Origin of the sequence: Marilutibacter maris (genome assembly GCF_006546735.2) — a bacterium.
GTDB classification, from domain to species: Bacteria; Pseudomonadota; Gammaproteobacteria; order Xanthomonadales; family Xanthomonadaceae; genus Marilutibacter; species Marilutibacter maris.
Window position 1 is genome coordinate 1 of the sequence record NZ_VICD02000208.1, and the last position, 24,994, is coordinate 24,994.

Annotated in this window: 18 protein-coding genes and 1 tRNA gene; 13 read left to right on the plus strand and 6 right to left on the minus strand. The window is 69.3% G+C overall.

The features are described 5' to 3' along the window. The 7 genes from FKV24_RS19310 to FKV24_RS11995 form a co-directional block, all read left to right on the plus strand. The coding region (locus FKV24_RS19310; RefSeq protein ID WP_343200240.1) for a tetratricopeptide repeat protein at window positions 1-770 on the plus strand (770 nt) is incomplete at its 5' end. Between the two features lie 654 nt (window positions 771-1,424). Then, window positions 1,425-2,120 (plus strand): phosphate regulon transcriptional regulator PhoB, encoded by a 696-nt coding sequence (gene phoB, locus FKV24_RS11970; protein ID WP_111266051.1) that lies wholly within the window; start codon window positions 1,425-1,427, stop codon window positions 2,118-2,120. A 118-nt stretch (window positions 2,121-2,238) separates the two neighbouring features. Next, the gene (phoR, locus tag FKV24_RS11975) at window positions 2,239-3,588 is read left to right on the plus strand and encodes a phosphate regulon sensor histidine kinase PhoR (protein WP_141482541.1); all 1,350 of its coding nucleotides are present in this window, start codon (window positions 2,239-2,241) and stop codon (window positions 3,586-3,588) included. 32 nt (window positions 3,589-3,620) lie between these two features. After that, the gene (gene ppk1 / locus FKV24_RS11980) at window positions 3,621-5,720 is read left to right on the plus strand and encodes a polyphosphate kinase 1 (RefSeq protein ID WP_111266049.1); all 2,100 of its coding nucleotides are present in this window, start codon (window positions 3,621-3,623) and stop codon (window positions 5,718-5,720) included. 53 nt (window positions 5,721-5,773) lie between these two features. Then, window positions 5,774-7,303, plus strand: a complete 1,530-nt coding sequence (ppx, locus tag FKV24_RS11985) for an exopolyphosphatase (protein ID WP_141482555.1) — start codon at window positions 5,774-5,776, stop codon at window positions 7,301-7,303. 175 nt (window positions 7,304-7,478) lie between these two features. Then, window positions 7,479-8,624, plus strand: a complete 1,146-nt coding sequence (locus FKV24_RS11990; RefSeq protein WP_111266048.1) for a glycosyltransferase family 4 protein — start codon at window positions 7,479-7,481, stop codon at window positions 8,622-8,624. A 19-nt stretch (window positions 8,625-8,643) separates the two neighbouring features. Next, on the plus strand, window positions 8,644-9,165 hold the full coding sequence (locus FKV24_RS11995; RefSeq protein WP_111266047.1) for a phosphatase PAP2 family protein: 522 nt from the start codon (window positions 8,644-8,646) through the stop codon (window positions 9,163-9,165). Between the two features lie 326 nt (window positions 9,166-9,491). Here FKV24_RS11995 and FKV24_RS12000 read toward each other — a convergent pair whose 3' ends face one another. The 5 genes from FKV24_RS12000 to creB all read right to left on the minus strand — a co-directional run bounded on the left by FKV24_RS12000 (window position 9,492) and on the right by creB (window position 14,842). Then, entirely contained in the window at window positions 9,492-10,403 is a 912-nt protein-coding gene (locus FKV24_RS12000) for a nitrilase-related carbon-nitrogen hydrolase (RefSeq protein WP_141482556.1), read from the minus strand. Window positions 10,404-10,435: 32 nt separating this feature from the next. Continuing rightward, on the minus strand, window positions 10,436-11,047 hold the full coding sequence (locus FKV24_RS12005) for a GNAT family N-acetyltransferase (protein WP_141482542.1): 612 nt from the start codon (window positions 11,045-11,047) through the stop codon (window positions 10,436-10,438). A 151-nt stretch (window positions 11,048-11,198) separates the two neighbouring features. Next, window positions 11,199-12,563 carry a cell envelope integrity protein CreD gene (creD, locus tag FKV24_RS12010; protein ID WP_141482543.1) on the minus strand — a complete coding sequence of 455 codons (1,365 nt, stop codon included), beginning with the start codon at window positions 12,561-12,563 and terminating at the stop codon, window positions 11,199-11,201. Between the two features lie 96 nt (window positions 12,564-12,659). Next, window positions 12,660-14,132 (minus strand): two-component system sensor histidine kinase CreC, encoded by a 1,473-nt coding sequence (gene creC, locus FKV24_RS12015; RefSeq protein ID WP_141482544.1) that lies wholly within the window; start codon window positions 14,130-14,132, stop codon window positions 12,660-12,662. Window positions 14,133-14,149: 17 nt separating this feature from the next. Further along, window positions 14,150-14,842 carry a two-component system response regulator CreB gene (gene creB / locus FKV24_RS12020; protein ID WP_111266043.1) on the minus strand — a complete coding sequence of 231 codons (693 nt, stop codon included), beginning with the start codon at window positions 14,840-14,842 and terminating at the stop codon, window positions 14,150-14,152. A gap of 133 nt (window positions 14,843-14,975) precedes the next feature. Between creB and FKV24_RS12025 the strand changes: the two genes are divergently transcribed. Then, a complete protein-coding gene (locus tag FKV24_RS12025) occupies window positions 14,976-15,833 on the plus strand; it encodes a 23S rRNA (adenine(2030)-N(6))-methyltransferase RlmJ (RefSeq protein WP_111266042.1) in 858 nt (285 codons plus the stop codon). A gap of 22 nt (window positions 15,834-15,855) precedes the next feature. Here FKV24_RS12025 and FKV24_RS12030 read toward each other — a convergent pair whose 3' ends face one another. Continuing rightward, window positions 15,856-16,770 (minus strand): cation diffusion facilitator family transporter, encoded by a 915-nt coding sequence (locus tag FKV24_RS12030; RefSeq protein WP_111266041.1) that lies wholly within the window; start codon window positions 16,768-16,770, stop codon window positions 15,856-15,858. Between the two features lie 376 nt (window positions 16,771-17,146). Here FKV24_RS12030 and FKV24_RS12035 point away from each other — a divergent pair, with 376 nt between their 5' ends. The 5 genes from FKV24_RS12035 to FKV24_RS19590 all read left to right on the plus strand — a co-directional run bounded on the left by FKV24_RS12035 (window position 17,147) and on the right by FKV24_RS19590 (window position 23,725). Beyond that, on the plus strand, window positions 17,147-17,710 hold the full coding sequence (locus tag FKV24_RS12035) for a GNAT family N-acetyltransferase (protein WP_111266040.1): 564 nt from the start codon (window positions 17,147-17,149) through the stop codon (window positions 17,708-17,710). 138 nt (window positions 17,711-17,848) lie between these two features. Next, on the plus strand, window positions 17,849-18,895 hold the full coding sequence (locus tag FKV24_RS12040; protein ID WP_111266039.1) for a class I SAM-dependent methyltransferase: 1,047 nt from the start codon (window positions 17,849-17,851) through the stop codon (window positions 18,893-18,895). Window positions 18,896-19,013: 118 nt separating this feature from the next. Further along, on the plus strand, window positions 19,014-22,562 hold the full coding sequence (mfd, locus tag FKV24_RS12045; RefSeq protein WP_111266038.1) for a transcription-repair coupling factor: 3,549 nt from the start codon (window positions 19,014-19,016) through the stop codon (window positions 22,560-22,562). A 111-nt stretch (window positions 22,563-22,673) separates the two neighbouring features. Beyond that, a tRNA-OTHER gene (locus tag FKV24_RS12050) sits at window positions 22,674-22,766 on the plus strand. Window positions 22,767-23,317: 551 nt separating this feature from the next. Beyond that, window positions 23,318-23,725, plus strand: a complete 408-nt coding sequence (locus FKV24_RS19590; RefSeq protein WP_211371857.1) for a ClpX C4-type zinc finger protein — start codon at window positions 23,318-23,320, stop codon at window positions 23,723-23,725. Window positions 23,726-24,994: the final 1,269 nt, after the last annotated feature.

Genomic DNA, 24,994 nt, shown 5'->3' on the forward strand with positions numbered 1-24,994 from the left:
AGCCCCGCTACGACACCGGCGGCAGCCTCAACCCCCTGCTGCCGCAGAATCTCAAGCCGAACCTGCTCGCCACTTCCGCCGCCGGCGGCACCGGCCTCTACGACCTGGCCCGCGAGCGCCTGCGCGTGTTCAGCGCCAGCACCCCCAGCGTCGCCCTGCGCGAGTACGACGGCATCGCCGGCAGCCGCGGGCTGAGCGAGGCGCAGCAATACGGACGCGCGATCGCGCTGCTGCGCGCCAGCCGCCCCGGCGAAGCCGCGCGGGCATTGTCGGACCTGCTCGCCAAGCGCCCTGGCGACACCTGGGTGACCCTGGCATTGGCCGAAGCCGAGGCGCGCAGCGGCAAGCACGCATCCGCCGACAGCCGCTTCGAATCGCTGTTGCGACGTGCGCCGGGCGACCGCGCGATCGCCCTCACCTATGCCCGCACCCTGGCCGAGCGCGACACCCGCGAGGCCGGCCAGCGCGCCCAGGCGGTGCTGCGCCCCCTGCTGGCGCGCTCGGGCGAGGATCCGGAGTTCCAGCAGGTCTTCGCACGCGCCTGCGAGATCGCCGGCGACCCGGTCCGCGCCGGCGAGGCCTATGCCGAGGCGGCTTACCTGAACGGGCGTCCGGAACTGGCCCTGGTCCGCCTGGAAAACCTGAAGAAGCGCGACGACCTGGATTACTACGCCCGCGCCCGGATCGACTCGCGGATCGCCGCGATCACCCCGACCGTGCTCGAACTGCGCCGCCAGGGCATCCGCGACGAGGACCTGCGCAAGCGCTGAGGGGGGAACGATATCCGGCTGCGCCCGGAGGTTGGGCCCCGAGCCTTTGCCCCGTAGGAGCGGCGTAAGCCGCGATGGAACCCTGCCCGGAAGATTGGAGTCGCAGCTCACGCAGCTCCTACGTAACCTGGTCCGTTACGCGCGAACCGGCCGCCAGCCTCTCTTATGGCAGCGGCGCAAGCCGAGATCCCCGGGCTGCGCCCAGGAATCCCCGAAATTTGCTGCGCATACCTCGGGCCTCACCGTTGCGCTCTCGTCACGCGCCTTGGTGTCGTAGGAGCGGCGTGAGCCGCGATGGGCCTTCATGGGAAAGCCATGTCGCGGCTTACGCCGCGCTCCCAAGGCCCTATCCGGAACAAAGGCCGCGCCGGAGGGGGATTTCCGTACCCCGCAAGGGCCTCTGGTACGGACAACCGCCGCTTGGCGGCTCACGATGTCACGCGACAGTCACAAAACCGTAGTCTACTGATGCCGCTTCGGAGGGCGGACCCGGCGCTGGAGATCGGAGGCACCGCAGCCGTGAACGCGCCGCGGACCCGGTCCGCATGCGCCCCACGAAGCCGGAACCGGCCGCGGCCGGACTCCGTCGGCTCGGAAAGCCGCCAGGCCGGCGCGCCTCCGAGATGGCTCGCATCAACCCCCACTGGTGACCGCGTGCAGAAGCGCATCCTGATCGTAGAAGACGAACCCGCCATCCGTGACATGGTCTCCTTCGCCCTGCGCAAGGGCGAGTACGAACCGGTCCATGCCGGCGACGCCCGTGAAGCGCAGTCCGCCATCGCCGATCGCGTGCCCGACCTGATCCTGCTCGACTGGATGCTGCCGGGCACCAGCGGACTGGAGCTGGCCCGGCGCTGGCGCAAGGAGTCGCTGACCCGCGAGATTCCGATCATCATGCTCACCGCCCGCGGCGAGGAAAACGACCGTGTCGGCGGCCTGGAGGCCGGCGTCGACGACTACGTGGTCAAGCCGTTCTCCGCGCGCGAACTGCTGGCGCGGATCCGCGCGGTGCTGCGGCGCTCGCGCGAGGACGACGAGGACGGCAGCGTCGCGGTCGGCAACCTGCGCATCGACGGCGCCGCCCACCGGGTGTTCGCCAGCGATCAGCCGGTCCAGATCGGTCCCACCGAATACCGCCTGCTGCACTTCTTCATGACCCACCCCGAGCGCGTGTACTCGCGCACCCAGCTGCTCGATCACGTATGGGGCGGCAGCGTCTACGTCGAGGAGCGCACCGTCGACGTGCACATCCGGCGCCTGCGCAAGACCCTGGAACCGCACGGCCTGGACGGCATGGTGCAGACCGTGCGCGGTTCCGGCTACCGGTTCTCGGCCTCGGTCGAGGCCTGAACGGGGACACCGCGGGAGCGGCGCGAGCCGCGACCAAGCCCTACCCGCGCCTGCGATCGCAGCCCGTGCCACCCCCACCGAAGCCACGCGCCGGACCGACAACAACTAGACTTGCCCCATGCCTCCCCGCGCTCGCTCCGCCTGGTTACGTACCCTCGGCCTGCTGGTCCTGATCCTGGCCGCCGCCACCGCGGCCGGCCTGCTGGTGGGCCAACTGTTCCCGGTGCTGGCCGCGACCGCGCTGGGCGTCGTCGCCTGGCACTACTGGCGCCTGCGCAAGGTGCTGACCCGGCTGACCGCGCGCCAGCGCCTGGCCCCCTCGAACGGCAAGGGGGTGTGGAACGAACTCGACCGCCTGCTGTACCGCAGCCAGGCCGAGATGCGCGGCCGCAAACGGCGGCTGATGGAGATGCTGCGCGCCTACCGGGCCGCCGCCACCGCCCTGCCCGACGCGATCGTGGTGGTGGAACGCAACAGCCAGCGCATCCAGTGGTTCAACGAGTCCGGCACCCGCCTGCTGGGCCTGCGCTATCCCGACGACATCGGCACCTCGCTGGTGCAGCGCCTGCAGCCGCTGCCGCTGGCGCACTGGATGGCCGCCGGACGCAATGCCGAGGCGCTGGAGACGATGTCGCCGCTGAACCCGGCGATCACCCTCAGCCTGCGCCTGATCCCGTACTCGGAGAACCTGTGGCTGCTGGTCGCGCGCGATGTCAGCCGCCTGCTGCAACTGGAGCAGATGCGCCGCGACTTCGTCGCCAACGTGTCCCATGAGCTGCGCACGCCGCTGACCGTGATCCACGGCTATCTCGACATGCTCGACCCCGAGGAGCAGCCGGACTGGGCGCCGATGCTGGCGGAGATGCAACGGCAGTCGCAGCGCATGACCCAACTGGTCGAGGACCTGCTGACCCTGTCGCGGCTGGAATCGCAGGACCGGCTGCAGAGCGAGGAGGTCGTGTCGATGGCCTCGATGCTCAACACCCTGCGCCGCGAGGCGCTGGCGCTGAGCCAGGGCCGCCACGACATCGAGGTCGACGACGCGGTCGACCTCGACCTGTACGGCTCCGGCAAGGAACTGCACAGCGCGTTCTCCAACCTGGTCAGCAACGCGGTGCGCTACACCCCCGCCGGCGGCCGCATCCAGATCGCGCTGCGCGCCGACGACCATGGCGGCGCGGTGCTGCAGGTCGCCGACAGCGGCTACGGCATCCCCGCCAACCACCTGCCGCGCATCACCGAACGCTTCTATCGCGTGTCCACCAGCCGCTCGCGCGAAAGCGGCGGCACCGGCCTGGGCCTGGCGATCGTCAAGCACGTGCTGAACCTGCACGAGGCCATCCTGGAGATCGCCAGCGAGGTCGGCCGCGGCAGCGTCTTCTCCTGCCGCTTCGGGCCGTCGCACGTGCGCCGGCGCGACGACGCCGCGGACCCGGCCCGGGACGATCGCACCACCTCCACCTGCTGACCGCCCGCGGCCCCGCCCTGCCAGGAAAGCCAATGAACGACGCCACCGAACCCTCACTGCCCAGCGACACGCCGCCCGTGGCCTCGTTGTACGACGGCTCCCTGTACTTCAACCGCGAGCTGTCGCAGCTGGACTTCAATTTCCGGGTGCTGGCTCAGGCCCAGGACGAGCGGGTGCCGCTGCTGGAGCGGCTCAAGTACCTGTGCATCTCCTGCACCAATCTCGACGAGTTCTTCGAGATCCGCGCCGGATCGCTGCGCCACGCCCAGGACCTGGGCCTGCTGCCCGGTTCCGACGGGCTGGCGCCGGCGACCGTGCTGTCGCGCATCCACGACCGCGCCGCCGATCTGGTGAGCGCCCAATACGAGTGCTGGAACGGGGTGCTGCGTCCGGCGCTGGCCGAGGCCGGCGTGCGCGTGCTCAGCCGCGACTCCTGGAACACCCGTCAGAAGCGCTGGCTGCTGTCGTACTTCCGCGACGAGATCATGCCGGTGCTGTCGCCGCTGGGACTGGACCCGGCGCACCCGTTTCCGAAGATCCTCAACAAATCGCTGAACATCGTCGTCGTGCTCGAGGGCCGCGACGCCTTCGGCCGCGCCGGCAACCTCGCCGTGGTGCGCGCGCCGCGCTCGCTGCCGCGCATCATCCAACTGCCCGAAAGCGTGTCCGGCGGTCCCAACGACTTCGTGTTCCTGTCCTCGGTGCTGTCGACCTTCGTCGACGAGCTGTTCCCCGGCATGGAGGTCAAGGGCGCCTACCAGTTCCGGGTCACCCGCAACTCCGAACTGCTGGTCGACGAGGAGGAGGTCGACAACATCGCGCTGGCATTGCGCGATGAGCTGGTCGGCCGCGGTTACCTGCGCGCGGTGCGGCTGGAGATCGCCGAGCAGTGCCCCGACGACATCGTCCGCACCCTGCTGGAGAACTTCGACCTCAACGAGAACGCGGTCTACCGGATCAACGGTCCGGTCAACCTCAACCGGGTGACCCAGGTCTACGACCTGGTCGCGCGCCCGGAGCTGAAGTTCCCGCCGTTCCACTCGCGACAGCTGAGCGGCAGCGAGGCGATGTTCGAGCTGATCGGCCGTGGCGACGTGCTGCTGCACCACCCGTTCGACGCCTTCACCCCAGTGCTCGAACTGCTGCGGCAGGCGGCCGAGGACCCGCACGTGCTGGCGATCAAGCAGACCCTGTACCGCTCGGGCAAGGACTCGCCGATCGTCGAACAGCTGATCCAGGCCGCGCGCAACGGCAAAGACGTGACCGCAGTGGTCGAGCTTCGCGCACGCTTCGACGAGGAGGCCAACCTCGGTTTCGCCGATCGGCTGCAGGAGGCCGGCGTGCAGGTCGTCTACGGCGTGGTCGGCTACAAGACCCACGCCAAGATGCTGCTGATCGTGCGTCGCGAGGACGGCCGGCTACGCCGCTACGTGCACCTGGGCACCGGCAACTACCACTCCGGAACCGCGCGCCTGTACACCGACCTGGGCCTGTTCACCGCCCATCCGGAGATCGGCAACGACGTCCACCTGGTGTTCCAGCAACTGTCCGGACTGGCGCCGGCGATCAAGCTCAAGCGCCTGCTGCAATCGCCGTTCACCCTGCACGACGGCGTGCTCAAGCGGATCGAGCGCGAGACCCAGCATGCCCGCAACGGACGCCCGGCCCGGATCGTCGCCAAGATGAACGCCCTCAACGAACCGCAGGTGGTGCGCGCGCTTTACCGCGCCTCGCAGGCGGGCGTGAAGATCGACCTGATCGTGCGCGGCGCCTGCACCCTGCGACCGGGCGTGGCCGGCGTCTCGGAGAACATCCGCGTGCGCTCGATCATCGGCCGCTTCCTCGAACACCACCGCGTGTACTGGTTCGGCAACGACGGCGAGCCCGACCTGCTGTGCTCCAGCGCCGACTGGCTGGAGCGCAACCTGCTGCGCCGGGTCGAGACCTGCTTCCCGGTCCTCGACCCCGAGATCGCCGCGCGCGTGCACGCCGAGACCATCACCAACTATCTCGAAGACAACCTCAACGCCTGGGAACTGCAGGCCGACGGCAGCTACGCCCGCCTCGAGCCCGACCCGGGACATCCGCCGCACTCGGCGCAGTCGGCCCTGCTCGCGTCGATCTGCGGATGAGCCACTGGCCTGCCGGGCTGTTCTTCAACAGCCCGGTAGGCGATCATTTCCGCATGAACGGACTGCTCCACGCGGCACGACTCCCACTGAAGGATGGCGACCTGGTCGCCGCGGTGGACCTGGGGTCCAACAGTTTCCACATGATGGTGTCCCGCTACACGCTGGGACAGCTGCGCATCGTCGATCGCCTGCGCGAGACGGTGCGCCTGGCCGAGGGCCTCGACGGCAAGGGCGGATTGGAGCCGGAGGTGAAGGCGCGCGCGCTCGACTGCCTGGCCCGCTTCGGCCAGCGCTTGCGCGACATTCCGCCGCAGCGGGTGCGCGCGATCGCCACCAACACGGTGCGCCGGCTGGCCCAGCCGCAGGGTTTCCTGGTCCCGGCCGAGACCGCCCTGGGGCACGCGATCGAGGTGGTGTCCGGCCGCGAGGAGGCGCGCCTGATCTACCTGGGCGTCGCCCACGCCCAGCCGCCCAAACCCGACCAGTTGCGCCTGGTCATCGACATCGGCGGCGGCTCCACCGAGTGCATCATCGGCTCGGGCTTCGAGGCCATCGAACGCGAGAGCCTGCAGGTCGGCTGCGTCGCCAGCACCCGCCGCTTCTTCGGCAACGGCAAGCTGTCGAAGAAGAAATGGAACGCCGCGCTGGCCGAGGTCAGCGCCGAATTCCAGCAGTTCACCGGCGCCTACCGGGCCCTGGGCTGGAACGAAGTGCTGGGCGCCTCCGGCACCTGCAAGGCGATCGGCGAGATCTGCCGGTCGATGAAGCTGACCAAGGGCGCGGTCACCGCCGAGGCGCTGCCGCAGGTGCGCGAACGCCTGCTGCAGGCCTCGACCATCGCCGACATCGACCTGCCGGGCCTGTCGAACGAACGCCGACCGGTGATCGCCGGCGGCGTGCTGGTGCTGGAAGCCGCGTTCGATGCGCTGGGCCTGCAACGGATGATGGTCAGCAAGGCGGCGATGCGCGAGGGCGTGCTGTACGACATGGTCGGCCGCGGCGGCGCCCACGATCCGCGCGAGACCGCGGTCGCCGCGCTGATGCAGCGCTACGACATCGACGCCGGCCAGGCGCGCCGGGTCGAGGCCACCGCGCTGCGGCTGTTCGACCAGGCCGCCGAGGCCTGGGCGCTGGACGACGACGACCGGGTGATGCTGGTCCACGCCGCGCGTCTGCACGAGATCGGCCTGGCGATCGCCCACAGCCAGTACCACGTGCACGGCGCCTACCTGGCCGAGAACTCCGACATTTCCGGCTTCTCGCGCCAGCAACAGCAGTTTCTCGCCGCCCTGATCCGTACCCATCGCCGCCGGATTCCCAAATCCGCGTTCGACTCCCTGCCCGACCGCCTGCTCGACCCGGCCCGGCGCAGCGCCGCGCTGCTGCGGCTGTCGGTGCTGATGCACCGCTCGCACGAACCCGACCCGATGCCCCGGCTGGACCTGATCGTCGACGGCAACCATCTGGCGCTGACCCTGTCGCGGCGCTGGCTGGAGGCGCGTCCGCTGCTGCAGGCCGACCTCGAGGGCGAGACCGGCGACATCGCGGGACTGGGCGTGTCGTTCGAGTTCGTCACCGACTGACGACCGCCGCGCACCGGCGCCCGCCCCGGCTTTCGCGCCCGCTTCATGAGCGCCGGCTGACCGCCCGGGCCCGGCCGGCGCCTGCGTCATCCGCGCGTCACCTGACTGCAACGACGACTACACCTGTCCGCCTCAGGATGCTCGCAACCCTGCCGAGGGGCCGGGGGAGGCGTGCATGCGCTACACCATCGTCACCGAGACCTACCCGCCGGAGATCAACGGCGTCGCACTGACCGTCAGCGGCCTGGAGCGTGGTCTTCGCGCCCGCGGTCACGAGGTCGGCGTGGTTCGTCCGCGCCAGGGCGGCGATGACCGCGCGGACGCGCACGAGCAACTGGTGCCGGGTCTGCCGCTGCCGCGCTATCCGGGGCTGCGCTTCGGCCTGCCCGCCGGCCGCCGGCTCGCCGCGCACTGGCGGCGGCAGCGTCCCGACGCGATCTACATCGCCACCGAGGGCCCGCTGGGCTGGTCGGCGCTGCGCACCGCCCGGCGCCTGCGCATTCCGGTCGCGGCCGGGTTCCACACCCGCTTCGACGAGTACATGCGCGACTATGGCCTGGCGTTCATGACCGGCCCCGCACTGGCGTGGATGCGCCGCTTCCACAACCGCGCCGATGCGACCCTGGTACCGACCCACGAACTGGCCCGCTTCCTGCGCGACAACCGCTTCGACAACGTGGTGCGGCTGCCGCGCGCGGTCGACACCCGTGCCTTCGACGCCGGCCATCGCGATGCCGGACTGCGCCGCAGCTGGGGCGTCGACGACGACGGTCTGGCCGTGCTCTACCTGGGCCGGATCGCCGCCGAGAAGAACCTCGAACTGGCAGTACGCAGCTTCCGCGAGATCCAGCGGGTGCGCCCGGAGGCCCGCTTCGTCTGGATCGGCGACGGTCCCGAGCGGGCCCGACTGCAGCAACAGCATCCGGACTTCGTGTTCTGCGGCATGCAGCGCGGCGAGTCGCTGTCGCGCCACTGCGCCAGCGCCGACCTGTTCCCGTTCCCCAGCCGCAGCGAGACCTTCGGCAACGTGACCCTGGAAGCGATGGCCAGCGGGGTGCCGACGGTCGCCTTCGACTACGGCGCCGCGCGCGAACACCTGCGCGACGGCCGCGACGGCGCCGCGATCGCCGATGGCGACGACGATGCCTTCGTCGCCGCCGCGGTCCGCATCGCCGGCGACGAACCGCTGCGGCAGGCGATGTCCCGCGCCTGCCGCGAAGCCGTCAGCGCGCTGCGACCCGAACAGGTCGCCGCCGATCTCGATGCCGTACTCGAAGGGCTCGCCAGGAGAAGCCGCGATGCAACGGTTGCCACTGCATAAACGACTGATCGACGGGGCGATGCACGGCGACTCGGGCTGGTGCCTGCGCGCCAACCGCTGGGGCGAACGGCGCAGCTCGTCGTGCAGCTACTTCGCCGCGATCAGCCGACTCGGCGACGGGGTGTTCTGGTACGCCTTGATGGCGGTACTGGTGCTTGCCGACGGCATGGCCGGCCTGGCCGCGTCCGCGCACATGGCCGCGACCGGACTGATCGCGCTGACCCTGTACAAGCTGCTCAAGCGCTGGACCCGGCGCCCGCGACCGTTCGCCTCCGACCGCCGCATCCACGCGCTGATCGCGCCGCTGGACGAGTTCAGCTTCCCTTCGGGGCACACCCTGCACGCGGTCGCCTTCAGCCTGGTCGCCTGCGCCCACTACCCGCTGCTGGCGTGGCTGCTGGTGCCGTTCACCGCCAGCGTGGCGCTGTCGCGGGTGGTGCTGGGCCTGCACTATCCCAGCGACGTGCTTGCCGCCACCGGCATCGGCACCGCGCTGGCCGCGTTGTCGCTGTGGCTGGTGCCCGGGGTCAGCCTGTTCTGAGGCTGCTGAAGGGCGCGACCGGTCGAACGGCGTGAGTCGCGATTCCCGGGCCTTGCCCGGATACCTGCCAAAGTTTGCCGCGCAAGCCTCGGGCCCCGCCGGTGCGCCTCCACGCCCCATTCGCGCTGCGCGCGAATCGCCCCCGCACCAAGGGGCGGGAGCAAACGTCCCGATGCCGTAGGAGCGGCGTAAGCCGCGATGGGACTTCCCATGAATGCCTCATCGCGGCTCACGCCGCTCCTACAGGGGGGCGGCATCCGGGCCTTGCCCGGATACCTGCCAAAGTTTGCCGCGCAAACCTCGGGCCCCGCCGATGTGCGCTGCGGCTACGGTCTGGTGCCCACCAGCTTCGCCCTGACGATCGCCGGTGCGTGCTGGCCGGGCCAGTCGCGGTCGTTGGCGACCTGGGCCTGGGCGCGAGTGGCGTCCAATGCGGCGAAATCCAGCGCCGCCACCGCCCAGCGCGCGTCGCCGCGGGTCGTCGCCAGCACGCCGTCGGCGGGCAGGCCCACGTCCATCGGCGCGTACACCGCCGCCTCGCCGGTATTGCGGTCCAGCGCCGGGCTCCAGGGCGCCTCGCCGGCGGTGACCGACTGCACGACGAAACAGCGGTTCTCCAGCGCGCGCGCCAGGCAGCCGATCCGGACCCGGGTCGCGCCGGCCTCGGTATCGGTGCAACTGGGCACGACCAGGACCCGCATGCCGGCCTCGCGCTGGGCCCGCACCGGCAACGGGAACTCGCTGTCGTAGCAGACCGCGGTGCCGGCGCGCACGCCATCGACCGGGTAGACGCCGAGCGCGTCGCCCGGCTCGATCAGGCCAATCCCGCCACCAACGAGCTGCTTCTCGAATCCGGTCAGCTGCAACTTGTCCTGGCAGTCGTGTCCGCCATCCGGCGCGAAGCGGTAGCTGCGGTTGCGATAGCGTCCATCGCCGGTCGCCAGCAGGAAGCTGCCGGCGACGATATGCATGTCCAGCTCGGCGGCCAGACGCGTGAACAACCGCATCCACGGCGCGTGCAGGGACTGGATCGCCTCCAGCGACGCGCCCAGGTCGGCGTGGACCGCCGGCGCAAAGGCCGCCGCCAGCTCCAGCGACAGGTACTCCGGCAACACCGCCAGGCGCGCGCCGAGCCGGCGCGCCTCGCCCAGCCAGTCGGCCTGCTTGCGGGCGAAGCCGTCGAAATCGAAGCCGGCCGGCCGTGGCTCGATCCGGTACCTGGCGGCGGCGACCTGCAGTGGGGACGGCGCCGTGTCCGTCGCGGATGCGATCAAACCGAACGCTCCAGCGGTCGCAGCCAGTAGCGCAGGGCGTGCCCGACCTCGCCACTGCCGACTTCGCGCCAGGGCATCGTCACCGCCAGGCGCGAATGCGGGGTGTAACGGCGCCGGCGCCAGAAGGCGTCGTTGTCGCGGTGGAACGGCGGTCGGCGCGGATCGTCGGCGGCGCGCTCGACCGCGCAGAACCCGGTCCAGGCGAAACCGCCGACCGATCGCGCGTGCGCCTCGCGCTCCTCAAAGAAACGGTGACCGAAGCCACGGCCGCGATAGCGCGGCAGCAACACCGACTCGCCGCAGTAGAACACCTCCGCCGGGTCGATCGAGGCCTCGGCAAAGGGCGCGCGGAAGGCCGCTTCGGCGTCGACCAGCGGCAGGCCGGTCGAAGCGCCGACCACCGTGTCGCCGTCGAGCACCAGCACCACGACGCTGAACGGCGAGTCGAGATAGACCTGCAGGTACTTCGCCTCGTAGGCGGCATCGCCGTCGTACAGGTAGGGCCACTGACGGAAGACCTCGCTGCGCAGGCGCGCCAGATCGTCGACGTAGGGGGCGATTGCCGGACCGGACACCACACGGATGGCGGGGGAGATATGCGCGTCCATCTAGCGATTCTAGGGGCAGCGGACCGGCCGCGGAGACCGCCCATGCGGCAAAATCCGCCGTCGCGCCGCCGGATGGCCCTTCCATGGGCCTTGGGCCACTCCTTCGTTCACCCGGGGGACAGCTTGAGCGCCCTGCCGCCAGCCGCGCGCATCAGCCGGCGCGGCGCCCGGCCAGTTGGTACCAGTCGACCTTGCGGGTCACCGTCATCAGCGCCGCCAGGATCACGAACAACAGGCCCGAACCCAGCACCAGGGCGTTGTCCTCGGACACCAGCAGGCCGTACAGCGCCGCGTACAGCAGCCCCAGCATGGTCGCGAAGCCCAGGCCGCGGCCGACGCTGCGCAGCACCGCGCTGAGGTAGAAGCCCAGCAGGCCGATGCAGGCGGCGGCGGCGATCAGGTAGGCCCAGCCGAATGCGATGTGCTCGCTCAGGCTCACCAGCAGCAGGAAGAAGATCGCCAGCGCCAGTCCGACCAGGCCGTACTGGATCGGGTGGATCGGCAGGTGCTTGACCAGCTCGAAGATGAAGAAGCCGACGAAGGTCAGCAGCACGAACAGCAGGCCGTACTTGGTCGCGCGGTCGGCCTGCGAGTAGACATTGACCGGCTCGACCAGGGTGACCCTGACCGCATCGAGCGAGCCGGAGGTGTCGAACATGTAGCGCTCGCCGCTGACCGGATCGAGCCCGACCTCGGGCAGGTGCCGGCCGTCCAGGTACTGGCGCTGGGCGTTGGTCGCCACCGAGGCCACCTGCCAGTCGGCGCTGAAGCCGTTGCCGTCGATCTCGCGGCTGCGCGGCAGGAAGCTGCCGGAGAAGCGCGGGTGCTGCCAGGTCGAGTCGATCGCGAAGTCGTTGTTCTTGCCCAGCGGCACCAGCGACAGCGACTCGGTGCCGCCGAGGGTGAACTCCAGACGGGTGTCGAGCACCAGTTGTTCGCCCTGCTCCGGCGCCGCCAGCTTCACGTGCACGCCGGCACCGCTGCCATCGCCGAGGCCGTCCTCGATCTCGACGCTGTTGCCGTTGAGCCGCATCTGCGGCGGCGCCAGCAGGCCGCGCACGTCGGCGATTCCATAGCCCAGCCGCGCCTCGCCGACCCTCAGATTGCGGCTGCCGTCCTCATCGCGCGGGATCGCGGCGCGGAATGTCGCCTGCGCGACCGCCTCCCACTCGTAGACCCGGACCTCGTGCAGGCCCAGCCTGCGGGTTTCGGGACGCAGCGGTCCGCCCACCTCCAGGGTCTGCGGGAAGAACACCCATTGCCCGTCGCGGTCGCGTTCGACCAGGCGCGGCTTGCCGTCCTCGTCCTCCTCCTCGACCAGCACGGTCTCGGTATACGGCACCACCAGCACCGGCCCGGCGAACGCCTGCGCCCCGGCGTAGCTGCGCGCGACCTCGGCCACCGCCTCGGCCCGATACTGCTGACGCTCGCCGATCACGCCGCGCACCATCAGCAGCGGCACCAGGATGGCCAGCGTCATCCCCGCCACCATCAACACCTTCAACCACAGTCGCATGTCCCTCTCCTGTCGAACATCGTTGCGAGGCCGACAGGATCGGCGGCGGTTGCGGAGCGACGATGGCGCGACGGTGAAGCGAGGGTGAAGTGATGCTCAGGACGGCGGCGGCACCGGCAGCCACAGACTGGCGACCGCCCCCCCGCCGTCGCGGTTGCGCAGCGCCGCGCGGCCGCCGTGCAGGGCCGCGACCTCGGCGACGAAGCTCAGGCCCAGCCCGCTGCTGCGGCTGCCGCCGTCCGGCCGGGCCAGCGAGTAGAAGCGCTCGAACACCCGCTCCAGCGCATATCCCGGGATGCCGGCGCCGCGATCGCGCACATCGATGCGCAGCCCGTCGCCATCGACATCGACCGCGATCTCGACCCGGCCACCGCGGGCGGAGAAGTCGGCGGCATTCTCGATCAGGTTGACCAGCGCCTGGCGCATCAGGAACGCATCGCCGAGCACCCGCGGCGCGACATCGCCGGGCATCACCCGGCACGACACCCCGGCCCGCTCCAGCCCCGGCCTTGCGGCGTCGGCGGCCTCGGCGATCAACACGTCCAGCGCCAGCGGCTGCGGGTTCTCCAGGCGCTGCCGGTGCTCGACCGAGGCCAGCGCCAGCAGTTTGTCGATCATCTGCGCCAGCCGCTCGCTCTGGTGGCGGATGCTGGCCGCGAAGCGGGCGCGATCGGCTTCGGCCATCGCCGGCGCGGTCCCGCCCTCGCCGCCTTCGTGCGCGCCCTCCAGCAGCTCGGCACTGCCGCGGATCGCCGCCAGCGGGCTCTTCATCTCATGGGTCAGCGTGTGCACGTACTGTTCGACGTACTGCTTGCCTTCCAGCCGCGTGCGCATGGTCTCCAGCGCCTCGCCGAGCGCCTTGAACTCGCCGCTGGACTTCGGCGGCAGGGTGCGCTCGCCGGCGGTGACCTCGCCGGCATAACGCTGCAACCCCTGCAGTTGCCGCGACAGCCACCATGCGGCGACCACTCCGACCGCCAATGCCACCCCCAGCAGCAGCAGGCCCCACGACAGCACCACCCGTTGGCTGCGGGCGATGAACGGCTCGATGGCGCGGTTGGGCTTGGCCACCGTCAGCGAGCCGACGATGCGGCCGTCGACATCGCGGATCGGCGCGGCGACGTGCATCACCGTCGCATTCGGGGCGTCGGGGCTCTCCGGGCTGGAACGGGCACCGTAGCGGCCGCGCAGGGTCAGGTAGACATCGTTCCAGCGCGAATAGTCCTTGCCCAGGTCGCGACCGCTGCTGTCGAACACCACGATGCCGCGGGCGTCGGTGATGTAGACGCGGTACTGGGCGGCGCGCTTGCCGAAGCCCCAGATCTCGGCGCCGAGATCGCGCCGCTGCAGCGCGCGGATGCGGCCGGCGAAGGCGCCGCCGTCGATGCGCCCGGCGAGGAAGTCGTCGGTCGCCAGTTCGGCCAGCACGTTGGCGCTGTCGACCAGGGTGTCCTCCATCGCCTGGCGCACGCCGGGCTTGACCTCGGCCAGGAACACCCGCGCCAGCAGCATCGCCGCCAACGCCACGATCAGGAAGTAACCGAGAAAAATCCGCAGTCCGATCTTCATGGCCGTACCGTCGTCGCTCAGACCATGCCGGCGTCGCCGCCGCCGACGTCGATCGAATAGCCCAGGCCGCGATGGGTCCGGATCGGATCGGCATCGCCATCGAGTTCGCGCAGCTTGGCGCGCACCGTCTTGACGTGGGTGTCGACGGTACGGTCGCCGCTCTCCAGCGCATCGCCCCAGACCCTGTCCATCAACTGGGCCCGCGACAGCACCGCGCCGGGACGCTGCAGCAGCGCGGCCAACAGACCGTATTCGTAGCGGGTCAGGTCCAGCAGCTGGCCGCGGTAGCGGATCCGGCGGCCGTCGCAATCGTGTTCGAAATCGCCGGCAGCCTGCACCGGCCCCGCCTGGCGCTGGCCGCGGCGCAGCACCACCCGCACCCGCGCGACCAGCTCGCGCGGCGAGAACGGCTTGGTCACGTAATCGTCGGCGCCCAGTTCCAGGCCGAGGATGCGGTCGATCTCGCCGTCCTGCGCGGTCAGGAAGATCACCGGCAGGTCGCGGTGCCGGCGCAGCTCGCGGCACAGGTCGAGCCCGCTGACGTCGGGCAGGCCGATGTCGAGGATCGCCAGATCGTGCTGGACGGCGCCGGCCAGCCGCCGCGCCTCGTCGCCGGTCAGGCAATGGTCGACGCCGAATCCCGCCGCCTGCAGGGCGTACTGCACGGTGGCGGCGATCGCGGTTTCGTCTTCGACCAGGAGAATGCGCATGGGGTTGGAGCCGGGCAGCGGGGGGCCGCCCAATCTTATGCAATTCACGGCCGGCCGCCCCGATCGCGTACCCACGCACACCGCTGCGCGCGCAACAGGCAGAATGGACGTACGTCCCTGCCCCCGGCACCCCATGAACTATCGCCATGCCTTCCATGCCGGCAACCACGCCGACGTCCTCAAGCACGTGGTGCTGCTGGCGGTCTGCGACGCGCTGACCGCGAAGCCGGCGCCGCTGTTCGCGCTGGACACCCATGCCGGCCGCGGCCTGTACCGGCTCGACGCCGACGCCGCCCGGCGCACCGGCGAGGCCGCCGACGGGATCGGCCGCCTGCTCGAACTGCCGCGCCAGTGCGCGCCGCTGGAGCGCTACCTGCGGGCGGTGCAGGCCTGCCGGATGGCGCACGGCGCCGAAGCCTACCCGGGCTCGCCCTGGCTGCTCGCGCACGCATTGCGCGAACACGACCGCGTCGCCGCCTGCGAACTGCAACCGGAGGAAGCCGAGGCCCTGCGCACGGTCTTTTCCCGCGACCCGCGCGTCGCCGTCCACCAGCGCGACGGCTATGCCGCGCTCAAGGCGCTGCTGCCGCCGCGGATCGGCGACACCCGTTTCGCCCGCGGCCTGGTCCTGATCGACCCGCCCTACGAGGCCCAGCTGGAGGAGTTCGACCACGCGCTGGCGGCGCTGCGGCAGTCGCTGGAGCGCTGGCCGCAGGCGGTATACGCGCTGTGGTACCCGATCAAGCGGCGGCGCTCGCTGCAACCGTTCCTGCGCCGCGCGGCGACGCTGCCGGCGAAATCGTCCTTCGTCGCCGAACTGATGGTGCATCCGGACGACTCGCCGCTGCGGATGAACGGCAGCGGCCTGCTCCTGCTCAATCCGCCCTGGCGGCTCGATACCGCCCTGGCCGCGGCCCTGCCCGAACTGGTCGCCGGACTCGGCCAGGCCGGCGCCTGCTGGCGCCTGGACTGGCTCAAGGCCGCGACCTGAGGCTCAGAGCCGGCTCACGCGCTCAGATCCCGGCCTTCACGTCCGGCTCGAAGAAGCTCCAGCGCACGTCCGGGAAGGTCTGCTTCAGCGCGCGCTCGACGCCGTTGATCCGTTCCACCAGGGAACGGCTGTCGCCGCTGTCGCGCATCTGCGCCTGCACCGAGACCATCATGTCGTTGCCCAGCTGCAGGGTGATCAGGCTGATGACCCGCTCGATCTCCGGACGGGTGTCGAGGAAGGCGCGGATCTGGCGCTGGCGTTCCGGGTCCACGCTCTGGCCGATCAGCATCGCCTTGACCTCGACCGCGACCAGCACCGCGATCACGATCAACAGCACGCCGATGCCGATCGTGCCGACCGCATCCCAGATCGGATTGCCGGTGACCACCGCCAGCACCACCGCGACCAGGGCGAACATCAGGCCCAGCAGGGCGGCGAGGTCCTCGCCGAAGATCACCACCAGCTCGCTCTGACGGCTCTCGCGGAACCACTGCCAGATCCCGCGGTCGCCACGCGACTTGTTCACTTCCTGCATGCAGGCGCGCATCGAGATGCCCTCCACCACGATGCCGAAGATCAGCACGCCGACCGCCCACCACCACTGCTTCAGCGGCTCGGGGTGCTGCAGCTTGTGGATGCCCTCGTACAGCGAGAACATGCCGCCGACCGAGAACAGCATCACCGCGACCAGGAACGACCAGAAATACACCGCCTTGCCGAAGCCCAACGGGTGATCGGGCGAGGCCGGGCGCTTGGCCTGCTTCATTCCCAGCAGCAGCAGCCCCTGGTTGCCGCAGTCGGCCAGCGAGTGGACGGTCTCGGCCAGCATCGCGCCTGAGCCGGTGAAGAACGCTGCCACGCCCTTCGCGCAGGCAATCGCGAAATTGGCGCCCAGCGCGAAGAAAATCGCTCGGGTCGAATCACCACCACCGGCCATCGGGTCACTCCATCGGTTTTTTGGGGGACGAATCGGAGCGCATCCATCCTGGACACGCCCGGACAGCATCCGCGCGCCGCACCGCGCGCGGAGTCGCGTGGATCGCGGCCATACCGGCCCGAACACGCACCTGCCTTCCTGGCTCGCGGACCGGCATCGCGTTGGCGCGACGCGCCGGTTGCGCAGGCGGCGCGAGTCTAGCATCGGCCGGCGACCGCCGGTGATGGCGGCGCGCCCCGGGCACGGGCCGGCGCGACCGCTCCCGCCGTCGGTTGCCGTTACTGATGGCAGACGCCGGCCATCGGCCACTGGCGTAGAAGAGGACGTGACAGCCGCATGAAGAAGTCGCCCCCACCCCCTGTGCGATCATTTGCCCATGGCCTTGCGTGAACGGCTCCCGCCCTGGCACGAATACCAGCGCCTGCCCAACGGGCGCGAGGTGCTGATACGCCCGATCCGGCCCGAGGACGCGGTTCCATTGCGCGAGGGCTTCAGCCTGTTGCAGCCCGACGAGGTCCGCCAGCGCTTCCTGCACGCGGTCAAGGAGCTGACTCCGGAAGCGGCCGACCGCTTCTCCCGGGTCAACCCCAAGACCGAGTTCGCCCTGGTCGCCGCCGAGCCGCTGCCGCCCGGCGAGGCCCTGGTCGGAGCGGTCGCCCGGATCGCGATCGACGATGCCAGCAACGACGCCGAGTTCGCGATCCTGGTCAGCCATTACATCGCCGGCATGGGCCTGGGCCGCTACCTGATGACCCGGTTGGTCAAGTGGGCGCGCGGCAAGAAGGTGCATCGCGTCTACGGCGACGTGTTCGAGCACAACCAGCCGATGCTGCAACTGGCGCAGTCGCTGGGCTTCGTCCGCGAGCACATGCAGGAAGCCCCGGGACTGGTGCGGGTGGTGCTCGACCTCGAGCCGCCGCCGCTGCAGGCCGCCTCCTGAGTCCGCGTCCGACCGCTGCCGCCCGCGCCTTCGCGGGCGCGTCCGTTTCTGCCTCCGCATTCCGTTGACAGCAGGACAGGGGAGCCTGCGGCGGGCCGCGCCGCGTCCCCACGGATGGGCCCGACTCCAGGAGCCCACATGATCGACCAGGACCGCCTCAATCAGTTCCTTGGCCGCGCACTCGGCGACCTGGGCGGCGCGATGAGCGCCACCCTGGTCCTGATCGGCGACCAGCTCGGCCTGTACAAGGCCCTCGCCAAGGGACCGACCAGCTCGGCCGGGCTGGCGGCGAGCACCGGCACCCACGAGCGCTACGTGCGCGAATGGCTGGCCAACCAGGCCGCCGGCGGCTACGTCGAGTACGACCCGGCCAGCGACACCTATTCGATGACCGAAGAGCAGGTCCTGTGCATGGCCGACCCGGACAGCCCGGTCGACGTGCCCGGCGCCTACAGCATCATCGAGGCGGTGTTCCACGCGCTGGAACGCACCCGCGACAACTTCCGCAGCGGCGACGGCATGGAATGGGGCGAGCATCACGCCTGCCTGTTCCACGGCACCGAACGCTTCTTCCGCGCCGGCTACAACGCCCACCTGCTCGGCGAATGGCTGCCCGCGCTCGACGGCACGGTCGACCGGCTCGGTGCCGGCGGCAGGGTCGCCGACGTCGGCTGCGGCCATGGCGCCAGCACCCTGCTGATGGCGCGGGCATTTCCCGCCAGCCAGTTCGTCGGCTACGACTACCACCCGCCGTCGATCGATGTCGCCCGCCAGCGCGCCCGCGACGCCGGCATCGACAACGCCAGCTTCGAAGTCGCCGACGCGACCGGTTACGACGGCAAGGGCTTCGACCTCATCGCCTTCTTCGACTGCCTGCATGACATGGCCGATCCGATCGGGGCCGCGCGCCATGCGCGCCGCGCGCTCAGCGACGACGGCTGCTGCATGCTGGTCGAACCCTTCGCCGGCGACAGCGTGGAAAGCAACCTCAATCCGGTCGGCCGGCTCTACTACGGCGCCTCCTCGCAGATCTGCGTACCGGTGTCGCTGGCCCGCAACGGTCCCGCGCTCGGCGCCCAGGCCGGCGAGGCACGGCTGCGCGAGCTGATGGACGAGGCCGGCTTCGGACACTTCCGCCGCGCCACCGAGACCCCGTTCAACCTGGTCCTGGAAGCGCGACCGTAGCTCGCGGCGGCACCGGCTCTGCTGTCAGGGTCTGTCAGCAGGGCCGCGTTAGAATGCGCGACCCGATCGCGCTGGGCACTGCGGTGTCCGGCGCCGCCGTCGTTTTGCGCCAGGCCCGATGACCCGATCCAAGTCCGCCCCGACCCTTCCGCCCTCCCCTCCACTGCCCCGCAGCGGCCAGCCGCGCGCCTGGTGGCGCGCGCCGGCCTCGGCCTCGGCGCTGGCCTGGCATGTGCTGCAGGCCGCGCGGACGCATGACGGGCCGTTGCTGGCGATCACCCGCGACAACCACGCCGCCCACCAGCTGGAAGCCGATCTGCGCACCCTGGTTGGCAGTGGTGCTGGCAGTGGTGCTGACGGGGGCGATGACGCGACGACGCTGCCGGTGCTCGCGTTCCCGGACTGGGAGACCCTGCCCTACGACGTCTTCAGCCCGCATCCGGACATCGTCAGCCAGCGCCTGGCGGTGCTGCACCGCCTGCCGGACCTGAGCCGCGCCAGCATCGTGATCGTGCCGGTGCAGACCCTGTTGCAACGGTTGGCGCCCAAGCGACACGTGATCGGATCCAGCTTCGACATCGCGGTCGGCCAGCGCCTGGACCTGGATGCCGAGAAGAGGAGGCTGGAGTCGGCCGGCTACCGCCATGTCCCGCAGGTGCTCGACCCGGGCGACTTCGCGGTCCGTGGCGGCCTGCTCGACGTGTTCCCGATGGGCGCCGAGCAACCGTTCCGGGTCGAACTGCTGGACGACGAGATCGACACCATCCGCGGCTTCGACCCCGAGTCGCAGCGCTCGCTGGAGAAGATCGACGCGGTGCGCATGCTGCCCGGTCGCGAGCTGCCGCTGGACGAGGCCTCGATCAAGGAGGTGCTCGACGCGCTGCGCGAACGCTTCGACCTGGATACCCGCAACAGCGCGCTGTACCAGGACCTCAAGGCCGGCGTCGCCCCCGGCGGCATCGAGTACTACCTGCCGCTGTTCTTCGAAAAGCCCGGCAGCGCCCGCCGCGAGGCCGCCGAGGCGACCGCGACCCTGTTCGACTACCTCGGCGAGCGTGCGCTGCCGGTGCTCGGCGACGGCATCCACGAGGCCGCCGACGCGTTCTGGAAGCAGACCGGTGAGCGCTACGAGCAGCGCCGCCACGACATCGAACGACCGGTGCTGACCCCGGCCGAGCTGTACCTGTCGCCCGACGCCATGCGCGAGCGCCTCAACAAGGCGCCGCGCATCGAGGTCTGCGGCGAGTCGCATCCGCAGCGCGAACGCGCGCAGGCGCTGGGCGAGCAGCCCGCGCCCAGCCTGCCGGTGGCCGCGCGCGACCACGCCCCGGGCGAGGCGCTGACCTCGTTCCTGTCCAGCTACCCGGGCCGGGTACTGATCGCCGCCGACTCGCCGGGACGGCGCGAGGCGCTGCTGGAGGTGCTGGAACCCGCGCAGCTGCGTCCGGCGACGCTGCCGGGCTGGCGCGACTTCCTCGACGGCGACGCCCGCTTCGCGATCGCGGTGGCACCGCTGGAGGACGGCTTCGCCCTGGATGCGCCGCAGATCGCGGTGCTCACCGAACGCCAGCTGTTCCCCGAGCGCGCCAGCCAGCCGCGCCGGCGCCGCCGGGTCGGCCGCGAGCCGGAGACCATCATCCGCGACCTCGGCGAGCTGCGCGAAGGCGCGCCGATCGTCCACGAGGACCACGGCGTCGGCCGCTATCGCGGGCTGATCGTGCTGGAGGCCGGCGGCGAGCCCGGCGAATACCTGGAGATCGAGTACGCCAAGGGCGACCGCCTGTACGTGCCGGTCGCCCAGTTGCACCTGATCAACCGCTACTCCGGCGCCTCCGAGGAGACCGCGCCGCTGCATTCGCTCGGTGGCGAGCAGTGGAGCAAGGCCAAGCGCAAGGCGGCCGAGAAGGTCCGCGACGTCGCCGCCGAACTGCTGGAGATCCAGGCCAAGCGCCAGGCCCGCGCCGGACTGGCGATCGACGTCGATCGGGCGATGTACGAGCCGTTCGCGGCCACGTTCCCGTTCGAGGAGACGCCCGACCAGCACGCCGCGATCGAAGCGGTGATCCGCGACCTGCAGTCGAGCCAGCCGATGGACCGGGTGGTCTGCGGCGATGTCGGCTTCGGCAAGACCGAGGTCGCGGTGCGCGCGGCCTTCGTCGCCGCCAGCGGCGGCCGCCAGGTCGCCCTGCTGGTGCCGACCACCCTGCTGGCCGAGCAGCACTACCGCAACTTCCGCGACCGTTTCGCCGACTGGCCGCTGCGGGTCGAGGTACTGTCGCGCTTCAAGAGCAGCAAGGAGATCAAGGCCGAGCTCGACAAGCTCGCCGAGGGCCAGCTCGACGTGATCGTCGGCACCCACCGGCTGCTGCAGAAGGACGTGCGCTTCAAGGACCTGGGCCTGGTGATCGTCGACGAGGAGCAGCGCTTCGGTGTGCGCCAGAAGGAGGCGCTGAAGGCGTTGCGCGCCAACGTGCACCTGCTGACCCTGACCGCGACGCCGATCCCGCGCACCCTGAACATGGCGATGGCCGGCCTGCGCGACCTGAGCATCATCGCCACCCCGCCCGCGCACCGGCTGGCGGTGCAGACCTTCGTCGTGCCCTGGGACGACGCCCAGCTGCGCGAGGCGTTCCAGCGCGAGCTCTCGCGCGGCGGCCAGGTCTACTTCCTGCACAACGACGTGGAAAGCATCGGCCGCATGCAGCGGCAGTTGCAGGAACTGGTGCCGGAGGCGCGCATCGGCATCGCCCACGGCCAGATGCCCGAGCGCGAGCTGGAAAAGGTCATGCTCGACTTCCACAAGCAGCGCTTCAACGTGCTGCTGTGCTCGACCATCATCGAGTCGGGCATCGACATCCCCAACGCCAACACCATCATCATCAACCGCGCCGACAAGTTCGGCCTCGCCCAGCTGCACCAGTTGCGCGGACGGGTCGGCCGCTCGCACCACCGCGCCTACGCCTACCTGGTCACCCCCGACCGCCGCTCGATCACCCCCGACGCGCAGAAGCGCCTGGACGCGATCGCCTCGATGGACGAGCTCGGCGCCGGCTTCACCCTCGCCACCCACGACCTGGAGATCCGCGGCGCCGGCGAGCTGCTGGGCGAGGACCAGAGCGGGCAGATGGCCGAGGTCGGCTTCAGCCTGTACACCGAGCTGCTCGAACGCGCGGTGCGCTCGATCCGCCAGGGCAAGCTGCCCGACGCCGACGAGACCGAGGCCCGCGGCGCCGAGGTCGAACTGCACATCCCGGCGCTGATCCCCGACGACTACCTGCCGGACGTGCACACCCGTCTGACCCTGTACAAGCGGATCAGCGGCGCCCGCGACAAGGACGCGCTGCGCGAGATGCAGGTGGAGATGATCGACCGTTTCGGCCTGCTGCCCGACCCGGCCAAGCACCTGTTCGCGGTCGCCGAACTCAAGCTCGACGCCACCGCACTGGGAATCCGCAAGCTCGACCTGGGCGAGAACGGCGGCCGCGTGCAGTTCGTCGAGAAACCCAACGTCGACCCGATGGCGATCATCAAACTGATCCAGGGCCAACCCAAGCTCTACCGCATGGACGGCCCGGACAAACTGCGGGTCACCCTGGAGCTGCCCGACGCCATCGCCCGCCTGGCCGCGGCCAAAGGGTTGCTGGTGATGCTGTCCAAGGGGGGGTGACCGGGCTGTTGGGGGCGGTGGTTCGGTCAGCGGACCGACCTCATTCTGCTCGCCCGTCGGCCTCGCCCACATCTGGGAGCCGATCTGAAAGCCGCTGCCACACAGTTCATTGCCGACGTGACGGAATTGGTAAACGTACCGCCACAGCGGTCCCGGGAGACTCAGGTCTCCCGGGTGCAGGTTCAATCCCTGCCGTCGGCTCCAGGCTCAGAGCCTTGTCGCACCTGCTCGTCCATTGCCCGGCACTTGATCTGGCTCATTGGATCCCGCCCCTCTCAACATGCCATTCACTGCGGTACAGTGCGCTCTAACGGTTCATTCAAACCGAGACCGCTTCGCGGCAAATCTTAATTCGGGCGTTGGCTAGCATGGACAGAAACAAATTGCCGAGAGAAGAAGCTGAGCTCCGCGCCCGTGAGGCGATGTCCGAAGCCCGCAACATACAGGCGGAAGCTGCGGCGCGGCAGGCCGCCCGGAGAGAAAGTGCACGCAAGTCAGCCCGTGTTTTCCCGTTGGTTTTTCTTGGCATGGCAGCTGGAGCTTTAGTGGGGCACTTTGCTTATGGCAACGCGGGCCGTGGACTCCAGATCGGGGCGGCGACCGGGTTCACTGTCGCACTTGCCGCACGGCTTGCTAGCTAACAAGGCGGTCCTAGCCGAACCCGCATCGGGGCACCGGCCGGATGCTTTTACGCTACGCTAGTAGCTATCCTCCGCACCGACACAGGTTCGGCTCAACTATGGCGTTAGTCCTCTATGTATTTCGACCTCTACATTGATGACAGAAAGCTGGGGACGTTCGGACACCCGAGTGTCGAGAACCTCAACATCTCCCTGTCTGGTGCACCGGACCAAAACTACGTCTTTGCCGGAGCCGTATGTCGCGAGGGAGAGAGCCAGTGCCACTACCATTGGCTGCAGGAGGAGATTAGCCATGCCAGCCAGGTACGTATAGTTCCGGTCGAGGGAGGTTCCGTCCCGCTTCCAATCAGGCGATATGAGATGGGTCGCGCCGCCCGCGAAGCCTTGGGGGAGAATGTCTGTGAGTTCTGCCAGCGCAATGAAACAGAAGTTCACCGGCTGATCCCCGGAGATTCAAACCGACCTGGCATCTGCTCCGACTGCGTGGCGTTGTGCAGTGCGATTCTTCGTGACGAGGCCTGACGGTCCATTCAAGTCGAAATCTCTTCGCGGCTCGGCTTAGTTCAGGTGCTAGATGGCTATGCGACATCTCCTATCTATTGATATTTTCGCTGCACTTCAACGCGGCAGGTCCGTTGAGCAATTCCTTGGTTCGAGCCCTTCTGGAGCAGGCCACATCCGCCATGTCGAACTGCGTCCGTCAGGCGGATTGATAGAAATATGGGTATATGACGTCGAGGACATTGGGGATGAGGGGCATCTTGATTTGTACACCTTCCCAAATGTCGAGCCGGACGGCCCTAGTGATCCTGCGGCTACCTTTCCAGATCCGCAAGCTGCCGTTGCGTATGCAAGCGCGTCGCTAGCTGCTGATTCCAACCGCTGGGTCAATCTTGGCGTTGCCCAATCTGAATACCTTGATTACGTTCGGGCAGGCCGGCCGTCTAGATGGCCGGTTGCTGCCAACAACGCATTCAAACCGAAGCCGCTTCGCGGCCAGGTATAACTCAGTCGTCAGGCAGCACAATGATGCATCCCACCCTCTGCCCAAATTGCGGCAACCACTGTATGAACTTCTGGTCCAAGGTTGCATTCGGTCCAGCTCGCAAGAGGAAGTGCCAGTCCTGCGGGAGCATGGTGGGCGTCCCATGGCTGCAAAGCTCCCTTCATCTGCTGGCGATGGGGCTCATCCCTCTCTTCATCTGCCTGCTAGCCATTACCGTCCTGGATTCATCAGGCTGGCTATCGTGGGCGCTATCTGTAGGCGGCATACTCGCTGGCAGCACATTGGAGCTGTGGTTGTACTATCGCTTTGTCCCGTTGGTGGCGCGTGCCGCCTGACAATTCATCAAACCGATGCTGCTTCGCGTATCGGATCAGCTCTGACATCAGGCCCGCATATGGATCGTCGTTATCGCAAAAGATTGCAGGTCTACTGGGCTCGCGCAGAAGCTTGTGAACGTCGAAAAATCGACCGTCTCGATCTGACGAGTTGGTTCGACCACTGGCATACTCATGTGGATTGGTGGGGCCGGGGTAACACTCATCCAGAGAACGTCCCAGAGATTGCAGCCGCTACGGTTCGACTGCTTCAGTACTTGGAGATGCTCGCCAAGCATCGTTCGGAGCCTATCCAGCTTTGGGCAACCCTATGCGGCAACACCATGGACAATGCGGTGTACGCTCATTCACAGAACCCCAATGGGTCCACCTACCCATATGATTTCCCTATGGTTACCTGGGACCCACCTGTTCCGGATTGGGTGGCAACTTCTGTCCGAAGTGACACCC

Coding starts and splice junctions, on each gene's coding strand:
- FKV24_RS12035 (WP_111266040.1), top strand. CDS start 17,147: ATGGCCTTGCGTGAACGGCTCCCGCCCTGGCACGAATACCAGCGCCTG.
- ppx (WP_141482555.1), top strand. CDS start 5,774: ATGAACGGACTGCTCCACGCGGCACGACTCCCACTGAAGGATGGCGAC.
- FKV24_RS12030 (WP_111266041.1), bottom strand. CDS start 16,770: ATGGCCGGTGGTGGTGATTCGACCCGAGCGATTTTCTTCGCGCTGGGC.
- ppk1 (WP_111266049.1), top strand. CDS start 3,621: ATGAACGACGCCACCGAACCCTCACTGCCCAGCGACACGCCGCCCGTG.
- FKV24_RS12005 (WP_141482542.1), bottom strand. CDS start 11,047: ATGGACGCGCATATCTCCCCCGCCATCCGTGTGGTGTCCGGTCCGGCA.
- phoR (WP_141482541.1), top strand. CDS start 2,239: ATGCCTCCCCGCGCTCGCTCCGCCTGGTTACGTACCCTCGGCCTGCTG.
- FKV24_RS11990 (WP_111266048.1), top strand. CDS start 7,479: ATGCGCTACACCATCGTCACCGAGACCTACCCGCCGGAGATCAACGGC.
- FKV24_RS12025 (WP_111266042.1), top strand. CDS start 14,976: ATGAACTATCGCCATGCCTTCCATGCCGGCAACCACGCCGACGTCCTC.
- creB (WP_111266043.1), bottom strand. CDS start 14,842: ATGCGCATTCTCCTGGTCGAAGACGAAACCGCGATCGCCGCCACCGTG.
- FKV24_RS12040 (WP_111266039.1), top strand. CDS start 17,849: ATGATCGACCAGGACCGCCTCAATCAGTTCCTTGGCCGCGCACTCGGC.
- FKV24_RS11995 (WP_111266047.1), top strand. CDS start 8,644: ATGCACGGCGACTCGGGCTGGTGCCTGCGCGCCAACCGCTGGGGCGAA.
- creD (WP_141482543.1), bottom strand. CDS start 12,563: ATGCGACTGTGGTTGAAGGTGTTGATGGTGGCGGGGATGACGCTGGCC.
- creC (WP_141482544.1), bottom strand. CDS start 14,132: ATGAAGATCGGACTGCGGATTTTTCTCGGTTACTTCCTGATCGTGGCG.
- FKV24_RS19590 (WP_211371857.1), top strand. CDS start 23,318: ATGTATTTCGACCTCTACATTGATGACAGAAAGCTGGGGACGTTCGGA.
- mfd (WP_111266038.1), top strand. CDS start 19,014: ATGACCCGATCCAAGTCCGCCCCGACCCTTCCGCCCTCCCCTCCACTG.